The organism is Streptosporangium sp. NPDC023963 (assembly GCF_040639135.1).
In the GTDB taxonomy this organism is placed as follows: Bacteria; Actinomycetota; Actinomycetes; order Streptosporangiales; family Streptosporangiaceae; genus Streptosporangium.
The window spans coordinates 145578-164185 of sequence record NZ_JBEZZK010000008.1 but is presented as its reverse complement, the minus strand read 5'-3'; the positions used below and the strand labels follow the sequence as shown (position 1 = coordinate 164185).

Genomic DNA, 18608 nt, shown 5'->3' with positions numbered 1-18608 from the left:
CATACGAAATCCACATCGAATCCACAGGCTGTGCACAGCCCGTTACCTGCGGTCCGACGCGTCCTCGCAGCGGAGAGAGGGTCTGGAAGGGCCGACAGTAGCCCTGTCCACAGCTGTGTACAAGACGTTGTCCACAGCCTAGTGGCGTACGGGAGGGACGGAGCGCACATCCTGTGGACGGCGAGGCGCCGGTGGATAACGTGCCTGTGGAAACGTGGATAACCTGTGTGTGCGTGCTTCGGAACACTCTCCGGTTTGACCTGGGACACGCCTGACCCGTAACGTACGACGGTCGGCTTGCCACGCGGCGGCTATTTCGCATGCCCCGCATCCGGCAAGCCAGCCACTGTCGAGCGTCCCCATGTGCTGGGGATGCGTCTTGAGCCTGGAGCCCACTCGTGAGCAAGCGTACTTTCCAGCCGAACAACCGCCGTCGTGCGAAGACCCACGGCTTCCGGCTCCGCATGCGCACCCGCGCCGGCCGCGCCATCCTTGCCGCTCGCCGTCGCAAGGGCCGCGCCGAGATCTCCGCCTGACGCATCCGTTGCGCCCGGTTCGCCGGGCCTAGGCAGTAGCGCCCGTCGCCCGCCGGCATCGCTGCCGGCGGGCGACGGGCGTACCTGCCCAGGGTCACCAAGATCTCTCGTGCTGCCGTCCGGGTCCCGCATGCGCCGGGGCGACGAGTTCGCCGGCGCGGTCAGAAGGGGAAGCCGAGCAGGCCGCCCCACCCTGGTCGCGCACCTTGGCATGCGCTCTGACAGGGACACTCCCCCCCTGGTCGGATTCGTGGTGAGTCGTGCCGTAGGAGGCGCGGTCATCAGAAATCGGGTTAAACGTCAGTTGAGACACCTCATGCGAGACCGTCTCGACCGGCTTCCGAGAGGTAGCCTGCTGGTGGTACGCGCCAATCCACCGGCCGCGTCCGCGCGAAGCGAGCGCATCGCCGCCGAACTCGACGTCGCGCTGGATCGTTTACTCAGGCGGCTGGAGCCCCCTGGGGCTCGCATGGATGGGCGATGATGACGGCGCAGCAGACCGCTGGAATTTCTCCGGCTGCCAGGATCCTGATGGCTCCGATCCGGTTCTACCGGTCCTTCGTGAGTCCTCTGCTGGGTCCCCGTTGCCGCTTCCACCCCTCGTGCAGTGCCTACGGCCTCGAGGCCGTGGCCGTTCACGGCGCGCTGCGCGGCACATGGTTGACGATCCGGAGAATCGGGCGTTGCCACCCATTCCATCCCGGAGGCTTTGACCCGGTGCCCCCGCGCCCGGGCCGGTCCGACGAAACGCAAGGGAGCTAGCTCGGTGGAGCTGTCCTGGCTGAACTGGCTGTACACAGCCGTCGCCCATGTAATCACCTGGATTCACCAGGGCTACAGCACCTTCATCCCGAAGGACAGCGGGCTCAACTGGGCGCTGACCATCATCACGCTCACCGTGCTGATGCGGCTGCTGATCTTCCCGCTCTTCCTCAAGCAGATGCGCTCGTCGAAGAAGATGCAGGAGCTGGCGCCCAAGGTCCAGGAGATCCGTAAGCGTTACAAGAACGACAAACAGCGCATGAACCAGGAGGTCATGGCGCTGTACCAGGGGCAGGGGGCCAACCCGCTGGGTGGCTGCCTCCCGATCCTGGCGCAGTTCCCGATCTTCATCTCGATGTTCACCGTGCTGCAGGCCATGGCCGCGGGCCAGGCCAAGTTCGGGATGTCGCAGGGGCTCGTCGACAGCGCCCGGGCCGCGCACATCTTCGGCGCGCCCATCCCCGCGACGTTCTTCACGAGCTGGGACGACATCATCAAGCTGGATGCCGACCCGATCGTCACCAAGGTCGTGCTCGCCATCTTCGTGGCGGTCAGCTCGCTGACGACCTTCCTCACCGTCCGGCAGAGCGTGACCCGCTCGATCGCCCAGATGCCGGACAACCCGATGGCGCAGCAGCAGAAGATCCTGATGTACGTCTCGCCGCTGTTCGCGATCTTCTCGCTGAACTTCCCTCTCGGCCTGATCCTCTACTGGGTCACCACGAACGTCTGGACCCTCGGCCAGCAGCACTGGTTCTACAGCCGTAACCCCTCGCCGGTGGTCGACGCCAAGGGCAACGTCACGACTCCCGAGCCCAAGCCGAGCCTGCTGAGCAAGGTCAAGAAGACCGCCCCCGAGCCCGAGGCGCCGCCCGTGCCGGAGGCCAAGGTGATCCGACAGCAGCCCACCCGCCAGCCCCGCAGCAAGCGGACCGGTAGCAAGAAGTCCTGACGTCTCATCCCGACAGCACGAAGGAGTGGCCGGACGTGACCGAGGCCGAGGCCGAGAAGGAGCCCGTGAAGGCGGCTCCCGATCTCGCCGCCCTGGAGCAGGAAGGCGAGATCGCGGCGGACTACGTCGAGGGTCTGCTCGACATCGCCGACATCGACGGCGACATCGACATGGATGTCGAAGGTGATCGCGCCGTGGTGTCGGTCGTCGACATCAAGGGCGGCGACCTGGTCGGCCCCAACGGCGAGGTGCTGGAGGCCATCCAGGAGCTGACCCGCCTCGCGGTCCACCGCCAGACGGGTGAGCGCTCGCGCCTGATGCTCGACATCGGCGGCTACCGCGACCGCCGCCGGAGCGAGCTGAGCGAGCTCGGCACCAAGATCGCGGCGGACGTCAAGCGGAACGGCGAGCCCAAGTCGCTGCAGCCGATGACCCCGTTCGAGCGGAAGATCGTGCATGACGCCGTCGCGGCGGCGGGCCTGCGGAGCGAGTCCGAGGGCGAGGAGCCCCGCCGGTTCGTGGTGGTGCTTCCCGTTTAGCGCCTCTTGGCGACGGCATGGGCCGGCGCCGGCCGCCGCCCCCGGTTCCCCGGGGACGGCGGCCTTTTTCGTGCCCCGCTTTCGTGGCCCGCTTTGCGGGACTTTTTCGTGGGCCGTTTGGCGGCCCGGCTTGGTGGCCCGCTTTCGTGGCACGCGCCGTAGGGACACCGTCCGGGCCGCCGCCGTCCCGGGAACCTTTGCCGGTATGTGTCCCGGGATCCCGCTTCGCGGCGCCCGGGAAGGCCGTGGTCTTCCACCACGCGATCCGTCCGGTACCGCCGCACGCCGTCTGACGGCACCGTGTCCCGCGCGCCTGCGGCGGCGTCCCCACCCCGTGCTGTACAACGGCGCCGAAGCGGGCCGTTAGCCTTGAGACCGGCCTGACCCCGATATTTTTGAGGGAAGAGTGAGCATCGAGTGAGTGACCAGATCCCCGAACCGCCCGAGGTCGCGCGCGAGGTGTTCACCGGCGACGCCTGGGCCAGAGCGGAGGCCTTCGCGGAGCTGCTGGCCGGTCCCGGGGTGGTGCGCGGGCTGCTCGGCCCGCGGGAGGTGCCGCGCATCTGGGACCGCCACCTGCTCAACTGCGCGGTGATCTCCGAGGCCGTGCCCGCCGGCGTGCGCCTGGTCGACATCGGTTCCGGTGCCGGCCTGCCGGGCCTGGTCCTGGCGATCGTACGGCCCGACATCACCGTCACCCTCCTGGAGCCGCTCCTTCGCCGGACGGTCTTCCTGGAGGAGTGCGTGGAGTCGCTGAAACTCGACAACGTCGAGGTACTGCGCGGCCGGGCCGAGGAGTTCGCGGGCAGGCGGGAGTTCGACGTCGCCTCCGCCCGGGCGGTGGCGCCGCTCGATCGCCTGCTGAAGTGGTCGCTGCCCCTGCTGCGCGAGGGGGGTGAGCTGCTGGCCATGAAGGGCGAGCGTGCCGCTGAGGAGTTGGCGGACGCCGAGCCGCAATTGCGGGCGAGTGGGGTGCAAACCGCCGAGCTTACATCGGTCGGGCACGGTAAGGTCGAGCCGCCCGCAACTCTCATCCGAGTGGTCGCCGGTCGGGCTCCCGAAGGAGCGCGGAAGGCCTCTCGCCGGAAGGATCGTGCCTCGCGAGGCAGGTAAGCGCGAGGCCACCAGGTAAACCGAGCAAAGCGAGTACGAGGCCAGTGAACGACCGTTCGAGTGCGATCGCCAGCGCGAGGAGCGGTCTCGGCTGGCCCGAGGTTCCCGCCGCTCTGCCCCATGGACGCCTTTCCGGTCTGGGCTGGCCGGCAGCGGCACCCGGTGCCGTAGTCAGGCCGGTTGAAAGGAAGACGACCGTGACCCAGACCCCCCTTAATCCCGGCGACTCGCCGCTGGTACGAGAGGCACTCAGCTCAGTGGTTTCACGTGAAACATCGGCCCAGAAGACCGCCGCTCCCGGAGGCTCCACCGGGGTCCGGGACGGTGACTGGCCCCGCCCTTCCAAGACCCGGATCTTCACCGTCGCCAACCAGAAGGGCGGCGTCGGCAAGACCACCACGTCGGTCAACCTGGCGGCGGCGCTGTCCATGCACGGCCAGCGGGTCCTCGTGGTCGACCTCGACCCCCAGGGAAACGCCTCGACGGCTCTGGCCGTCGAGCACCGCGGTGACGTGCCGGACATGTACAAGGTGCTCGTGGAGGACCTGCCGCTCGCGGAGGTCGTGAAGGAGGTCCCGGACATGCCGGGCCTCTACTGCGCTCCCGCCACGATCGATCTGGCCGGAGCCGAGATCGAGCTGGTCTCCATGGTCGCCCGCGAGGCCCGCCTGCAGCGCGCGCTGGCCGCGTACGACGCCGTCGAGTTCGACTACATCCTCATCGACTGCCCTCCCTCGCTCGGCCTGCTGACGGTCAACGCGCTGATGGCCGCGAACGAGCTGCTGATCCCCATCCAGTGCGAGTACTACGCGCTGGAAGGTCTCGGCCAGCTGCTGAGGAACGTGGATCTGGTCCGCGCCCACCTGAACCCCACGCTCGACCTCTCCACCATCCTCATGACGATGTACGACGGGCGCACCCGCCTCGCCTCGCAGGTCGCCGACGAGGTTCGCTCCCACTTCGGCGCGACGGTGCTGAGCACGCTGATCCCCCGAAGCGTGCGTGTCTCCGAGGCTCCGAGCTACGGTCAGTCGGTCATGACGTACGACCCGGGCTCCAGTGGCGCGATGGCGTACATGGACGCCGCCCGCGAGATCGCTTACCGCGGTGCGGCCGTATGAGCACCGGGAACCCCGCGGCCGCGGTCACGGGTACGTCAGTGAGGGCGACACCTTGAGTCTCGGGAGGGGCAAGTGAGTAAGCAACCGAGAGGGCTGGGCAGGGGACTGGGGGCGCTCATCCCCACGGGTCCGGCCGTCGTCGCGGAGCCGCCCGCGTCGATGACCGCGACCATGGTCGCCCCCGAGCCGGTGGTGGTGCCGGAACAGCCCGGCCCCGCGCCGGTCGCGGGCGCATACTTCCTTGAGATCCCCGTCGACGACATCGTGCCCAACCCGCGCCAGCCCCGCGACGTCTTCGACGAGGAGGCCCTGCAGGATCTGGCCGCCTCGATCAGCGAGGTCGGCCTGCTCCAGCCGGTCGTGGTGCGGGCCACGGGTGAGGGACGCTACGAGCTGGTCATGGGCGAGCGCCGCTGGCGCGCCTCCAGGCTCGCCGGGCTCTCCGAGATCCCCGCGATCGTGCGGAACACCCAGGAGGACAAGCTCCTGCTCGACGCGCTCATCGAGAACCTCCAGCGCGAGCAGCTCAACGCCCTGGAGGAGGCGGCGGCCTACCAGCAGTTGCTCGACGACTTCGGCGCGACCCACGAGCAGCTCGCCACCCGGATCGGCCGTTCCCGCTCGCACGTGACCAACACGCTGCGCCTGCTGAAGCTGCCGCCAGGGGTGCAGCTCAGCGTCGCGGCCGGGACGATCAGCGCGGGCCACGCCCGGGCCCTGCTGCGGCTGGACGACCCCGCGGCCCAGGAGCATCTCGCCCGCCGGATCGTGGCCGAGCTCCTCTCGGTCCGCGCGGTCGAGGAGATCGTCGCCGTGGGCGACGCCAAGGCCGCCCCGGCGCCGGCCCCGCGTGCTCCCCGGCCCAAGCCCGACGAGGAGCCCGCCCTCCGGCATCTGGCCGACCGGCTCTCCGACCGCTTCGAGACCCGGGTGAAGGTCGACTTCGGCCGTCGCAAGGGACGCATCGTGGTGGAGTTCGCGACCATCGACGATCTGGAGCGCATCATCGGCACGATGGCTCCGGGCTCGCTGCAGGCGATGGAAGGATGATCGAACCGGCTCCGGAAGCCCGGGAAGGCGAGCACGTGGCGCATCCGCCGGGCCGGTGAATCTCCCCCGGGGCCCCTTCCGGGATGGCTGCCTTCCGGGACGACCCCCGGCGGCCGACCTTCCCGGACGGTTCCCCGACGACGAACGGCCTCCCTGTTTCACGTGAAACAGGGAGGCCGTTCGCGCTCACCGCCCTGTGCTCGCCGTACGGCGTTTCGATGATCGACTGGACCCCTGCCCTCATGGCACGTCCGACACGTGCGCATGCGCGGTTCCAGGGGCGTGGGGCCCGCCTCGGCGAGACCGCTGCGCGTGTGGAGTGCCGCGCCTCGGGCGGAGGCTTTCGTGGGGCCTGTTGGTCGGTCGCATCTCGCGGCCGTCTCGTCGGGTGATCCTGCTGTCGTCATCGCGGAGGAGGCGTCGTTTCACGTGAAACACGAAGTGGTGGGATGTGCGAGCCGGACCCCGGCAAGGCGCGGGTTCCACGATGAAGGGGATCGGGGCACGACGGGAGAGGCGGAGGTTCTCACCCGTGGAGAACGACCGCGCCTCTTCACCCGCGAAGGAACGACCGGGATCTTGCCGTAGAGGGAAGAGACGTAGGGAAGAAAGGCGGCCCGGAGACGGCGGTCGGTGTTTCACGTGAAACAGTCACCGTCTCTGGAGCCAGGCCGTTTCACGTGAAACAGACGTCGTTCAGGAGTCGAGGTTCTCCTGAACGACGAGGCGGATGTCGGCGACGAAGGCGTCGACGTGCTCGGGGGTGGTGTCGAAGGCGGTCACCCAGCGGACCACGTTCTCGGCCGCGTCCCAGACATGGAAGAGATAGCGCTGCTGCAGTTCCGCGATGGCCTTCTCGGGGAGGGCCGGGAAGACGGCGTTGGACTGCACGGGGTAGCGCAGGGAGACGCCCGGGAGACCGGCGATGCCGTCGGCCAGGCGGTGGGCCATGGCGTTGGCGTGGGCGGCGTTCTCGCGCCAGAGGTCGTCGGTGAGGAGGGCGGTCAGCTGGGCGGAGACGAAGCGCATCTTGGAAGCGAGCTGCATCCCCTGCTTGCGCAGGAACAGCGCCGGGGCGTCCAGCTCCGGGCGGAGGATCACGAGCGCCTCGGCGCCCATGGCTCCGTTCTTGGTGCCCCCGAAGCTGAGCAGGTCCACACCCGCGTCCGTGGTGAGGGAGCGGAGCGAGCAGCCGAGCTCGGCCGCCGCGTTGGCCAGCCGGGCGCCGTCCATGTGCAGGAAGAGACCGTGCGCGTGCGCGAACTCCGCGAGCTCGGCGATCTCGTCGGCGGTGTAGCAGGTGCCGCACTCGGTCACCTGGGAGATGGAGATGACCCTGGGCTGGGAGTGGTGCTCGTCCCCCAGCGCGGACAGCTGGCCGCGGACGTCATCCACGGAGATCTTGCCGTCTCCGGTGGGAAGGGTGACCAGCTTGGCGCCCAGCACGCGTTCCGCGGCACCGCACTCGCTGGTGCTGATGTGGGCGGTGGCCGGGCAGAGCACCGCGTCGTACGCCCGCAGCACGAGTCCGAGGCCCACCACGTTGGCGCCGGTGCCGTTGAACATCGGGTAGGCGGTCGCGCGTGCGCCGAACTCGGCGCGGAAGGCGTCCTCCATCGCGGTGGTCCAGGCGTCCCCGCCGTAGGCGAGGGCGTCTCCGGCGTTCGCTTCGAGGATGGCGGTGAGAACCGCAGGATGCACGCCCGCGTGGTTGTCGCTGGCGAAGCTCTTGGGAAATGAGGTGGAGGTCAGCACACGGCCAGCGTAGGGGGAGGCCCGGCCCGCCCACCGCCCAGGTCCGCCGGCCCCGCCTGCCGATCAAGTCCGTTGGCTGGGCCCACCGTCCAGGAGCGTCGGCCCGCCCACCGCCCAGGTCCGCCGGTCCGGCCTGCCGATCAGGGCCAGCCGGTCCGGCTCACCGATCAGGGCCAGCCGGTCCGGCTCACCGATCAGGGCCAGCCGGTCCGGCTCGCCGTCCAGGGCCAGCCGGTCCGGCTCACCGTCCAGGACCAGCCGGTCCGGCTCGGCGCCGTGCCGGACCGGCCCGCGCCCGCGGTGGGGTTCAGGCGCGGGAGCCGGGAGAGCGGGCGAGAGGTCAGGCGCCGCGGGCGGCGGCCTGTTCCAGGAGAACGCGGCAGAGGGTGCCGAGGTCGTCCCCGGCGGCCTCGGCGGCCATGGGGAGGAGGGACGTCTCGGTCATGCCCGGGGCGACGTTCACTTCGAGGAAGTGGGGCAGGCCGTCCGCGTCGACGATCAGGTCCGTACGGGAGACGTCCCTGAGGCCGAGGGCGGTGTGCGCGGTCACGGCCATCGCGGCGCAGGCGGCCGACGCCTCGGGCGACAGGCGTGCCGGGGCGAAGAACTCGGTGTGCCCGGCGGTGTAGCGGGCCGCGTAGTCGTACACGCCCTCGTTGGCGACGATCTCCACGGGGGGCAGTGCCACCGGCCCGCTCCCGAGGTCGACCACGGAGACGGCGACCTCGACCCCTTCGACGCAGCGCTCGATCAGCGCGGTGTCGCCGTAGGCGAAGCAGCCGACCATGGCGGCGGGGAACTCCTCGGCGCTGCGGACGATCGACGCGCCGAGCGCCGAGCCGCCGCGGGACGGCTTGACGAACAGGGGAAGGCCGAGGCGGTCCACGATGCGGGCCAGCACCGCGGAGGCGCCGAGGTCGTGGAAGGTCTCCTTGGGCAGCGTCACCGACTCGGGGGTGCGCAGCCCGACGGAGCGCACGACGGTCTTGGCGGTGGGCTTGTCGTAGGCGACCCGGCAGGCGTCGGGGCCGGCGCCGACGTACGGGACGGAGAGGAGTTCGAGGACCGAGCGGATGGCGCCGTCCTCGCCCGCCCCGCCGTGCAGGGTGACGAAGACCGCGTCCGGCGGGTCCGCGAGCACGGCGGGAACCAGTGACGCGTCGGTGTCGCGGGTCTCCACGGATACGCCCGCGCCGCGCAGCACCTCGCTCACCCGGCGGCCGGAACGCAGCGAGACCTCCCGCTCGTAGGAGAGCCCGCCCGCCAGGACGAGCACATGGCCCAGGTCACTCATCCGACATACCTCTCGTCAAGGCCCGCTCCGAGCCTGTCCTGTCGCTCTCGTCCCGCGCGGTCCGGCTGTTCCGGCGAACCGGATCGATCACCACGCACCGGCGCAGGAAGTCACCGTACGGTACCGGCGGGGAGGAGCTCATGCCGGAGGTGCCCCGTGGCACGGGGCACCTCCCGGACAGCGGGGTGTGGCGGGGTCACGCGAGGTCGGGTCCCGGAGTGTCGATCCCGGCGCGCTCGGCGGGCGAGCCGGTCCCGAAGGTGTCGCGGACGCGGAGCTCCTGCCCGATCACCCCGGCCAGGCGGCGGACGCCCTCGCGGATGCGCTCGGGCTCGGGGTAGCAGTAGGAGAGCCGCATGTGCCGCGCGCCGCCGCCGTCGGCGAAGAAACCGGTGCCCGGCACGAAGGCCACCCGCTCGGCGACCGCGCGGGGCAGGAGCGCCTTGGAGTCGAGCCCCTCGGGAAGGGTGGCCCAAACGAAGAACCCGCCACCGGGGCGGGTCCAGGTGACGCCGTCGGGCATCAGGGCCTCCAGCGAGGAGAGCATGGTGTCGCGGCGCTCGCGGTAGAGCTCCCTGAACGACTTGATCTGCTCGCGCCAGGGCTGGGTGGCGAGATACTGGCCGACGGCCAGCTGCGTGAAGGAGGAGTGCGACAGCACCGCGGACTCCATCGCCAGCACCAGCTTCTCGCGGATGGCGTGCGGGGCGAGGGCCCAGCCGACCCGGAAACCGGGGGCCAGGGTCTTGGAGAACGAGCCGAGATAGACGATTCCGTCGGCGTTGTCGGCGCGCAGCGTCCGCATGGGATCGCCGTCGAAGCCGAGCATGCCGTACGGGTTGTCCTCGACGATCAGCACGTCGGCCCGCTGGCAGATCTCCAGGACCTGCTGCCTGCGCGCGACGCTGAGCGTCACGCCCGCGGGGTTCTGGAAGGTGGGGATCGTGTAGAGGAACTTGATCCGGTTGCCCGCGCTCTTCAGGGCGTAGATGGTCTGGGCCAGCGACTCGGGGATGATCCCCTCGCTGTCCATCGCGACATGGATGACCTTGGCCTGGTAGGCGGAGAACGTGCCCAGGGCTCCGACGTAGGAGGGGCCCTCGGCGAGCACGACGTCACCCGGGTCGATGAAGATCCGGGTGATCAGGTCGAGGGCCTGCTGGGAGCCGACGGTCACGACGACGTCGTCGGGGTTGGCCTCGATGCCCTCCATCCGCATGACGTCGCAGATCTGCTCGCGCAGGTGCGGGTCGCCCTGCCCCGAGCCGTACTGGAGCGCGACCGGGCCGCGCTTGGCGATCAGGTCGGCGACCAGCTCCCCCACCACGTCCAGGGGGAGGGCGGTGACGTACGGCATGCCGCCGGCGAGCGAGACCACCTCGGGCCTCGACGCGACGGAGAAGAGAGCTCGCACCTCGGAGGCGACCATCCCGGTTGCCCGTGCCGCGTAACGGTCGACGTAAGCGTCGATGCGCGAGCCTTGGGTGGGGGCGATGGTCTGACCGTGATCGTTGTCCTGGGGCACGGTCCACCTCCTAGGTTGTGTGGAGCACACAAAGCGCTCATACCAGAGAAACCAGGGTACGTCAGGGGCTGCAGTTCGTCTGCGTGTGGGGACGGGACCTCCTGAAACCAGGACCCGCACTGGGCTACGATGCCAGCTGGAGACGCCGTTTTCGCGCGTTTTTCGCCATGGCTTGCACTCGTCTCGCCAGGATTGGGGCCAACAGGTGTCGCGTCGGCTGGCAAACGTCACCCTCGACAATCTCGACGACCTGCCGCGCCGCTGCCGCCGGTGCGTCTTCTGGGAGCTCGATCCCGTCAACGCGGACCGGGCCGTGAAGGCCGGTGATCCGGGACTGGAGAAGGAGGCCTGGATCTCCTCCACCCTGCTGGAGTGGGGAAGCTGCGGAAAGATCGTCTATGTGGACGGGGTGGCGGCCGGCTTCGTGCTCTACGCGCCGCCCCACTACGTGCCGCGCTCGGTGGCCTTCCCGACCTCCCCGGTCAGCGCGGACGCGGTGCTGCTGATGACCGCGCACATCATCCCGGAGTTCTCCGGGGGCGGCCTGGGCCGGATGCTGGTCCAGGGCGTGGCCAAGGACCTGACCCGGCGCGGGGTGCGGGCGATCGAGGCGTTCGGCGACCTGAAGTGGGAGCAGCCGGGCGCGTGCCTGATGCCCGCCGACTACCTGCTCTCCGTGGGATTCAAGACGGTCCGCCCGCACCTGCGTTTCCCCCGCCTCCGTCTGGAGCTCAAGAACGCCGTCTCATGGCGTGAGGACGTCGAGGTGGCACTGGAGAGGCTGCTCGGGTCGATGAGTCCCGAGAGGGCGCTGCGGCCCGTCTGAGACCCTCTGGAGCCCGTACGGCACGTTGTGGAGCCCGTTACGGCACGTTGTGGAGCCGAACGCGCCCTCCGGGGGCCGTGGACCCGCCTCCTGGATTCGTCAGCACGCCTCCGGGAGCCGTGAGCCTGACCGCAGGATCCGTGAACTCGTCTCCGGAGGTCTCCGCGAGCCGCCCGGCGCGGCGCGTGCCGAAAAGCCCTGTGCGGGTGCCCTGCGCATGTTCCTGTACGGGTGCCCTGCGCATGTGAAAGCCCCCCGCGGTGAGACGGGGGGCTTTCAGTGGGTGGGTGTGCCGCTCGGAAGCGGGTGATACGGGCGGACGCCGTGGGGGGCGGCCGACCCGCAGGGGGCCTAGATGATGCCCTCGAGCTCGCGAAGCAGCATGGCCTTCGGCTTGGCGCCGATGATCTGCTTCACAACCTCTCCGTTCTTATAGACGTTCAGAGTGGGAATCTGGAGTACGCCGTAGTTTGTCGCCGTTGTCGGATTCTCGTCGACGTTCAGCTTGACGACCGTGAGCTTGTCGGCCTGCTCGCCGGCGATCTCCTCCAGGATCGGCGCGACCTGGCGGCACGGGCCGCACCATTCGGCCCAGAAGTCGACGATCACGGGCTTGTCGCTCTTGAGGACGTCGGCGTCGAAGCTGGCGTCGGTCACGTGCTTGATGGTGCCCAAGGTTCCTGCTCTCCCTCTTGTCTGAGGACTTGTTCCTGATGCCGTTGCCGATGGGTGACCGGTGCGGGCGAGGTGTCGTCCGGCGGGGGTGCGACGCGCGCCCGAGGCGTGCCTCGCGGGGGCGTCACACCCGGCCGCGCACCCTGTCGTCACACGCCGTCGTCACACCCTGTCTTCACGCGGTCTTCACGTCTCCACGCGGTCTTCACGCGCCGTGGTGCTCGGCCAGCCAGCGCTCGGAGTCGAGCGAGGCGGCGCACCCGGTGCCGGCGGCGGTGATCGCCTGGCGGTAGGTGTGGTCGACGACGTCACCCGCGGCGAAGACGCCCTCCAGGTTCGTGCGCGTCGAGGGCGCCTCGACCTTGATGTAGCCCTCGTCGTCCAGCTCCACCTGGCCCTTGACCAGCTCGGTGCGCGGATCGTGGCCGATCGCGATGAACAGCCCGGTGGCAGCCAGCTCCGCCTCCGCGCCGGTCTTGAGGTTGCGTACCCGCACCCCGCTCACCTTGTTCTCGCCGAGCACGTCGACGACCTCGCTGTCCCACAGGAAGTGGATCTTCTCGTTCGCGAACGCCCGATCCTGCATGATCTTGCTCGCGCGCAGCTCGCCACGACGATGCACCACCGTCACCGAGGCCGCGAACCGGGTCAGGAAGATCGCCTCCTCCATCGCGGTGTCCCCGCCGCCGACGACCACGATGTCCTGGCCGCGGAAGAAGAACCCGTCACAGGTGGCGCACCACGACACCCCGTGGCCCGACAGGCGCTTCTCGTTGGGCACGCCCAGCTCGCGGTAACCCGAGCCCATCGACAGGATGACGGACGTGGCGTAGTAGGTGTCGGTGGCGGTCTTGACGACCTTCGGGTTGGCGGCCAGGTCGACCTCGACCACGTCGTCGGCGACCAGCTCGGCGCCGAACCGCTCGGCCTGCTTGCGCATCCCGTCCATCAGGTCCGGGCCCATGATGCCGCCGGGGAAGCCTGGGAAGTTCTCCACCTCGGTGGTGTTCATCAAGGCGCCACCTGCGGTGACCGACCCCTCGAAGACCAGCGGATTCAGCTCGGCACGCGCGGAGTACACCGCGGCCGTGTAACCCGCGGGACCCGACCCGATGATGATCACATTCCGGACGTCCATCAGCGCTCGCGCCTCTCCCTCTGTCGATGCCACCGGCGTCAACAGATCCTAGGCGCCGGTGATTCCCGCCCGGCGCGGTGACGGATCCCCCGGGTGGAACCGGAAAGCCCGGCACGGACGAATCCATGCCGGGCACCCACGGTGGAAGCGAGGGTTTTGGCGGCGGATTACCCGCCACGGATCACCTCGGGATCCTTGTCGCCGGTCATCCCGTGTGCCACCGGTCATTCCGGATGTCACCGGTCATTCCGGGTGTTTCACCGTCGGCCGCCCCGGGTGGCCTGTCGAGGTCACCCGGGGCCGCACCGCCGGTCACTTCCAGCGTGCGAGGCCTGGCTTGCGCACGTCGTCACACTGCGGGCCCACGACGTGGACGCGCACCGTGTTCTTGGCCTGGTTCTGCCAGAAGAGCAGGATGTTGGCCTCCTGCCCGTTGTAGAACCCCTGGTCCACGGCGAAGGGCGAGATGCCGACCTGCGCCGAGACCTGCCGGACACACTTGTCGATCCCCGAGTTCTCGGCCGTCCCGAGGATGGTCCCGGGACCGATGTAGTCGAGCAGCGAGCCGCGAAGCTCGGCGTCGGTGTAGTTGTAGTTGCTGTCGGTCAGCGCGTACTGGATCGTGTCCGCAGGCGCGGGCAGGGCGCTCATCGGCAGTTGGTCCGGCCCGGACGCCGTCAGCGTCCCGGTGGCCAGCACGGTCGCGCCGATCACCGCCGCCGCCATGCCCGCCGCCGCGGCGGGCATCGCCCACCGGTTCCGCCGGTTCCGCCGGTTCGCGCCGCGACGCCTGGCCGGGGCCGCCGGGACCACGGTGCCGTCGTCGCCGACGACCCCCAGCCGCACCGGCTCGAGCTCAGGCTCCTGCTGCGGGAGCGGTGCCCGCAGAGGGGTCGTCTCCCATGGCGCCGGTTCTGCGGGAGAGGACGTCTCCCACGGCGCGTCACGCATTATGTCGTCCCAGGCCGGTGCTTCCACCAGGCCCACTCCACCTCCACGGAAGCTGTCTGCCTCAGCGGCCAGTGCGCGGTCGATCCTCAGCGCGACTCCCATCGGCATCGCCGGTGTAGGGGTCGCCGCCAGCACCTCGCGAACTGCCGCGAGGTCGGCGAGGCTCTCACCACAGGGATCGCAGATCGCGAGATGCTCGCGTACCCGCATGGCCGTGGCGGCGTCGAGGAGCCCCTCGGCCAGTTCGGCCAAGATCTCCAGGTCGTAGTGCGTATCACCCGTCACGAAGTTCTGCTCCCTTCGCGGATGAGACGCGAGACAGGTCTGATCGGTTCCGCAAATGGGAAAGAATCGGGGCGAGTTTCGCCCTTCCGCGAGCGCATCGGCTCTTCACCGTGCCGCTCGGCACCTCCAGCACCTGGGCCGCGTCCTCGACCGAGTAGCCCATCATGTCCACGAGGACCAGCGCGGCGCGCTGGTCGGAGGGCAGCAGCTTCAGGGCCGCCGAGACCTCCATGGACACCTCGCGCTCGGCCGTCTGGTCGAGCACCGGGGTCTCGCGCTCCGCGGCCTCGACGAGCTCGTCGTCGGCCACCGGGCGCACCGATTTCCTGCGCATGCGGTCGAGGCAGGCGTTGACCACGATGCGATGCAGCCACGTGGTCACCGCCGCCTCGCCGCGGAAGCTCCCGGCCTTGCGGTAGGCCGAGACGAAGGCGTCCTGAACGGCGTCGGCCGCCTCGTCGGGATCGCCCAGCGTGCGCAGGGCGACCGCCCACATGCGGTCTCGATGTCGCTTGACTATTTCACTGAAGGCGTGCGGATCCCCGGCGATGTGCCGGGTGAGCAGGTCGGCGTCGGACACGGGGGCCTTCGCCGTCTGCTCGTCCGCCGCTGGCGGGGTCTCGGGTGGGGAATTCACAAGGAGAGTCCTGCTATGCCGATCCGGGGAGAACACCTCTACGGGATAGATGGTGCCACGGATTCTCCGATGATCTGCAAGAAGCCGGGTAAAACAGATCAAATCGGAGCGGTGTCACTTGGTCGCGAGGACCTTCATGTCCAGCACCTGGCCGCGGTACTTCCCCTGGTAGGTGGGCATCTTGGTGAACCAGACGAGCACGTAGCGGCCCTTCTTCGGGCTCTCCGCGGTGAACGTCTTCTTGCCGGAGACCCCGTTGATCTTCTGCAGGACCGACAGGTCGTCGAGCTGCGGGGAGTCGCCGACCCTGAGCTCCACGGTGCCTCCCGAGGTGCTGCCGAAGTTGACCGTCACCTGCTTGACCGGAACGCTCTCGCCCATGTCCAGCAGGAGGCCCACGCCCGTCTTGAGCCGGCCGAAGTCGGCGGAGTCGTACGACTCGGAGTGCCAGTCGGTGGACTCCTTGCCGTCGGTCGCGTTGATGGCCAGCTCGCCGCGCTCCTCGTTGTCGCCCAGCGGGTCGAAGCCGGTGACCGAGGAGGGCTTCACCTCCCGGGTGCCGACCGCCGCGGTCGGCGTGGGCGTGGTGCTCTCCTCGCCGGTCTCCGGGGTGCCGGCGTTGCCGATGCTGCGGCCGAGGGTCCAGGCGCCCAGGCCGACGGCCACCATCACCAGCAGCACGACGACGGTCATGGCGACCTTGTTGACCATGCCGCCGCCCGCCTGGCGGGGCATCGGGCGGTGCTGGTTCTGGTGGTGGTGCTGGGGAGGGGGCGTGTGGCGCTGGGGCGCCGCGGTGTCGATGCCCTCGGAGCGGGAGGCCGCCACCGGCAGCGCCGTCATGGGCATCGGCGTCGGCATCGGCAGGGGACTGGGCCGCGACACCGAGGCCAGGGCCTCGGCGACCTCGGCGGGCGTGGTCAGCGGTTCGAGCCCGCGCCTGGTCTCCGGCAGCAGGGCCCGGCAGACGATGGCGTCCAGGTAGCCGGGAACACCCGCGGTGACCTGGCGCGGCGTGCAGAAGTGCCCGTCGCCCATGGGCGCGACGGGCAGGCCGCCGCCGTCCTGCTCGTCGCCCGGCCAGTGGCCGGTCAGCCCGGCGTACAGCAGGCGGCCGAGACCCTCGGCGTCCTCGCGGGCGGGGTCGTCGCTCGTCACGTCGTCCAGGACGGCGTCGACTCCCAGGCCGAGCAGCTTGACGGTGCTGCCCGCCGTCCACACCAGGTGCTCGGGGGTGAGGCAGAGGTGGGCGAGGTTCGCCTCGTGCGCGTGGGCCAGCGCCTCCGCGGCCTCTGCGACCATCGCGGCGGCCCGCTCGGGGTCGAGCGGCCCGTTCGCGATCATGTCGCCGAAGGACTCGCCGCTCACCCACTCGCTGACGACGTAGGAGTGGCCGTCGTCCTCGGTCGCGTCGAAGACCTGGGTGAGGCGGGGGTCGGTCAGCCGGCTGGCCACCCTGGCCGCCGTGACGACCTCGTTCAGGCGGGGGAAGTCGGGATCGAAGGTGTGGACGGCGACGGGCCTGGCGAGCACCTCGTCGATGGCCTTCCACAGGGTGGCACCGCCCGACTCGTGGACGCGGTCCTCGAGCCGGAAACGCTCGGCCAGCTTGGTGCCGGGCTCGACGGCGGGGGAACTCACGAGGACCCCGTACCTGAGAACACGACAGCACCATGCCCGGTCAGCACATCACGACACATCACACGATGCTGGGTGGATCCGCCCACGCCCTCCTGCTTCCATTAGCCGCATGTCACCACACGCGTCGCACCATGGTAGTCCCGCGCCGGTTCCGCCCGTGTTCGTCTTGTCAGACGTTTGAGACAAGTCTTTGGGTTACCGGCCTACCCGTCCTGCCACCATTCCAACGATCGAACTCACCTCGGGGATGCGCATCCGGTGGGCGATCGCCAAGTAAAGAACCATACCGAGTCCGCCGCCCACCGCCAGCATGATGGCCGCGCTCAGCGCGTCCAGCCCCGTGAGCTCCTGCATGAGCCACAGAACGCCGAGCGCGAGCGCCGCGGCGGGGAGCGCGGCCACGTACATCCGGGACAGCCCGGCGGCCACCCTGCGCCCCGCCAGGCCCCCCACGCGGCGCGCCGCCAGGATCCAGGCGACCGCCGCGCCGACCACGTAGGCGACGGTGAACGCGAAGGCCAGGCCCATCACGATGTACCTGGGGGGCAGGGCGTAGTAGGCCGTGAGGCTGAGCGTGGCGTTGACCGCCACGTTGCCGAGGGCGAGGAACACCGGGGTGCGGGTGTCGCCGAAGGAGTAGAAGACCCGCAGCAGCAGCTGGAAGATCGAGAACGGCACCAGCGCCAGCCCGAAGACCTGCAGCACGTTGCCGATGTGGACCGCCGAGTCGACGGTCATGTTGCCCCACGAGAAGATCAGCACGGTCACCGCGGGGCCCAGCACCATCAGCAGCAGCCCGGCGGGCACCAGCAGCACCGACACCAGCCGCACCCCCGAGGCGAACTCCTCGCGGACCGTGTCGAGCTGCCCGTCGGCCACCCCCCGGCTCATCCTGGGCAGCATCGCGGTGATCACGGAGACCGCGATGATCCCGTACGGGAGCTGGAAGAACTGGTAGGCGTAGGCGTAGGCCGAGTTGCCGGCGCCGGGCGCGCGCTCACCCGCGCCCGAGGCGAGCTTGGTGGTGATCAGGAAGCCCAGCTGGCTGATCCCGACGTAGGCGAAGGTCCAGGACGCGGTCCGTGCCATCTCGCCGAGACCGGCGTTGCGCAGGTCGAACCGGGGACGGAAGCGGAAGCCGACCCGGTGGAGCGCGACGATCAGCACCACGCACTGGGCCACGATGCCGGCGGTGGTGCCGAGCCCGAGAAGCAGCAGGTCGCCGTCCGTCACGGTGTCGATGTCGGTGCCCGATCCGCCCAGCTTCACGTAGTAGACGATCGCGACGCCGATCATCACGATGTTGTTCAGAACCGGCGCCCACATGGGCGCGGCGAACCTGTCGCGGGTGTTGAGGATCGCGCCCGCGATCGCGCCGATCCCGAAGAAGGCGATCTGCGGCAGGATGTACCGGGCCAGGGTGACCGCGACCTCGGTCTTCTCCGTGCCCCAGTCGGCGCTGTAGAGGCCGATCAGCGGCCTGGCCAGCGCCACCGCGAGCAGCGCCATCAGCGTCAGCGCGACGACCCCGAGGGTCATCAGCCGCTGCTCGTAGGCCCGGCCGCCGTCCGGGTCCGACCTCTGCCGCCTTACGATCATCGGAACCACGACGCTGCTCAGGATCCCGCCGATGAGCAGGTCGAACAGGATGAGCGGGATCGTGTAGGCCACGTTGTAGGCGTCGCCCAGCGCGAAGGTCCCGATGGCCGCCGCGAGCACCGCCGTCCGGACGAAGCCGGTGACGCGGGAGACCATCGTCCCCGCAGCCATGATCGCGCTCGCGCGCAGGACCCTGCTCATGCGCTTTC

The 18608-nt window shown here is 69.7% G+C and carries 18 protein-coding genes; 9 read left to right on the top strand and 9 right to left on the bottom strand.

Translation table 11 applies throughout. The features are described from left to right. The first annotated feature begins 398 nt into the window (after positions 1-398). The 8 genes from rpmH (at position 399) to AB0F88_RS24370 (ending at position 6073) form a co-directional block, all read left to right on the top strand. A complete protein-coding gene (gene rpmH, locus AB0F88_RS24405) occupies positions 399-536 on the top strand; it encodes a 50S ribosomal protein L34 (RefSeq protein ID WP_329088117.1) in 138 nt (45 codons plus the stop codon). A gap of 109 nt (positions 537-645) precedes the next feature. Next, the gene (gene rnpA / locus AB0F88_RS24400) at positions 646-1020 is read left to right on the top strand and encodes a ribonuclease P protein component (protein ID WP_350968641.1); all 375 of its coding nucleotides are present in this window, start codon (positions 646-648) and stop codon (positions 1018-1020) included. Then, entirely contained in the window at positions 1020-1298 is a 279-nt protein-coding gene (gene yidD / locus AB0F88_RS24395) for a membrane protein insertion efficiency factor YidD (protein WP_344893437.1), read from the top strand. Before rnpA ends, yidD begins: the two co-directional genes overlap by 1 nt. Positions 1299-1302: 4 nt before the next feature. Continuing rightward, positions 1303-2250, top strand: a complete 948-nt coding sequence (gene yidC, locus AB0F88_RS24390) for a membrane protein insertase YidC (protein ID WP_362688212.1) — start codon at positions 1303-1305, stop codon at positions 2248-2250. 35 nt (positions 2251-2285) lie between these two features. After that, a complete protein-coding gene (locus AB0F88_RS24385) occupies positions 2286-2789 on the top strand; it encodes a R3H domain-containing nucleic acid-binding protein (RefSeq protein WP_344915512.1) in 504 nt (167 codons plus the stop codon). A gap of 417 nt (positions 2790-3206) precedes the next feature. Next, positions 3207-3902 (top strand): 16S rRNA (guanine(527)-N(7))-methyltransferase RsmG, encoded by a 696-nt coding sequence (gene rsmG / locus AB0F88_RS24380; RefSeq protein WP_362688208.1) that lies wholly within the window; start codon positions 3207-3209, stop codon positions 3900-3902. A gap of 197 nt (positions 3903-4099) precedes the next feature. Then, a complete protein-coding gene (locus AB0F88_RS24375; RefSeq protein ID WP_362688205.1) occupies positions 4100-5023 on the top strand; it encodes a ParA family protein in 924 nt (307 codons plus the stop codon). A gap of 72 nt (positions 5024-5095) precedes the next feature. Continuing rightward, on the top strand, positions 5096-6073 hold the full coding sequence (locus AB0F88_RS24370; RefSeq protein ID WP_362688202.1) for a ParB/RepB/Spo0J family partition protein: 978 nt from the start codon (positions 5096-5098) through the stop codon (positions 6071-6073). A gap of 696 nt (positions 6074-6769) precedes the next feature. Here the strand turns inward: AB0F88_RS24370 and AB0F88_RS24365 are convergent. From AB0F88_RS24365 to AB0F88_RS24355, 3 genes are all read right to left on the bottom strand, one after another. Continuing rightward, positions 6770-7828, bottom strand: a complete 1059-nt coding sequence (locus AB0F88_RS24365) for a beta-eliminating lyase-related protein (protein ID WP_362688199.1) — start codon at positions 7826-7828, stop codon at positions 6770-6772. A gap of 340 nt (positions 7829-8168) precedes the next feature. Continuing rightward, positions 8169-9122, bottom strand: a complete 954-nt coding sequence (locus tag AB0F88_RS24360; protein ID WP_362688196.1) for a D-alanine--D-alanine ligase — start codon at positions 9120-9122, stop codon at positions 8169-8171. 196 nt (positions 9123-9318) lie between these two features. Continuing rightward, positions 9319-10551, bottom strand: a complete 1233-nt coding sequence (locus AB0F88_RS24355) for a PLP-dependent aminotransferase family protein (protein ID WP_362688763.1) — start codon at positions 10549-10551, stop codon at positions 9319-9321. A 301-nt stretch (positions 10552-10852) separates the two neighbouring features. Between AB0F88_RS24355 and AB0F88_RS24350 the strand changes: the two genes are divergently transcribed. Beyond that, entirely contained in the window at positions 10853-11473 is a 621-nt protein-coding gene (locus tag AB0F88_RS24350) for a GNAT family N-acetyltransferase (protein WP_326646217.1), read from the top strand. A 351-nt stretch (positions 11474-11824) separates the two neighbouring features. On the opposite strand, the gene trxA is transcribed toward AB0F88_RS24350, so the two are convergent. From trxA to murJ, 6 genes are all read right to left on the bottom strand, one after another. Then, entirely contained in the window at positions 11825-12148 is a 324-nt protein-coding gene (gene trxA, locus AB0F88_RS24345) for a thioredoxin (protein ID WP_362688192.1), read from the bottom strand. A gap of 205 nt (positions 12149-12353) precedes the next feature. After that, entirely contained in the window at positions 12354-13289 is a 936-nt protein-coding gene (gene trxB / locus AB0F88_RS24340; RefSeq protein WP_362688760.1) for a thioredoxin-disulfide reductase, read from the bottom strand. Positions 13290-13598: 309 nt separating this feature from the next. Next, positions 13599-14522, bottom strand: a complete 924-nt coding sequence (locus AB0F88_RS24335) for a zf-HC2 domain-containing protein (RefSeq protein ID WP_362688189.1) — start codon at positions 14520-14522, stop codon at positions 13599-13601. Further along, positions 14512-15159 carry an RNA polymerase sigma factor SigM gene (gene sigM / locus AB0F88_RS24330; protein ID WP_329088091.1) on the bottom strand — a complete coding sequence of 216 codons (648 nt, stop codon included), beginning with the start codon at positions 15157-15159 and terminating at the stop codon, positions 14512-14514. Before sigM ends, AB0F88_RS24335 begins: the two co-directional genes overlap by 11 nt. 114 nt (positions 15160-15273) lie before the next feature. Then, positions 15274-16800, bottom strand: coding sequence for a protein kinase family protein (locus AB0F88_RS24325; protein WP_362688184.1), 1527 nt, complete (start codon positions 16798-16800; stop codon positions 15274-15276). A 195-nt stretch (positions 16801-16995) separates the two neighbouring features. Next, on the bottom strand, positions 16996-18600 hold the full coding sequence (gene murJ / locus AB0F88_RS24320) for a murein biosynthesis integral membrane protein MurJ (protein ID WP_362688181.1): 1605 nt from the start codon (positions 18598-18600) through the stop codon (positions 16996-16998). Positions 18601-18608: the final 8 nt, after the last annotated feature.

Bases quoted from the DNA above. Each gene is read 5' to 3' on its own strand.
- yidD (WP_344893437.1), top strand. From the start codon at position 1,020: ATGACGGCGCAGCAGACCGCTGGAATTTCTCCGGCTGCCAGGATCCTG.
- AB0F88_RS24360 (WP_362688196.1), bottom strand. From the start codon at position 9,122: ATGAGTGACCTGGGCCATGTGCTCGTCCTGGCGGGCGGGCTCTCCTAC.
- AB0F88_RS24355 (WP_362688763.1), bottom strand. From the start codon at position 10,551: ATGGTCGCCTCCGAGGTGCGAGCTCTCTTCTCCGTCGCGTCGAGGCCC.
- murJ (WP_362688181.1), bottom strand. From the start codon at position 18,600: ATGAGCAGGGTCCTGCGCGCGAGCGCGATCATGGCTGCGGGGACGATG.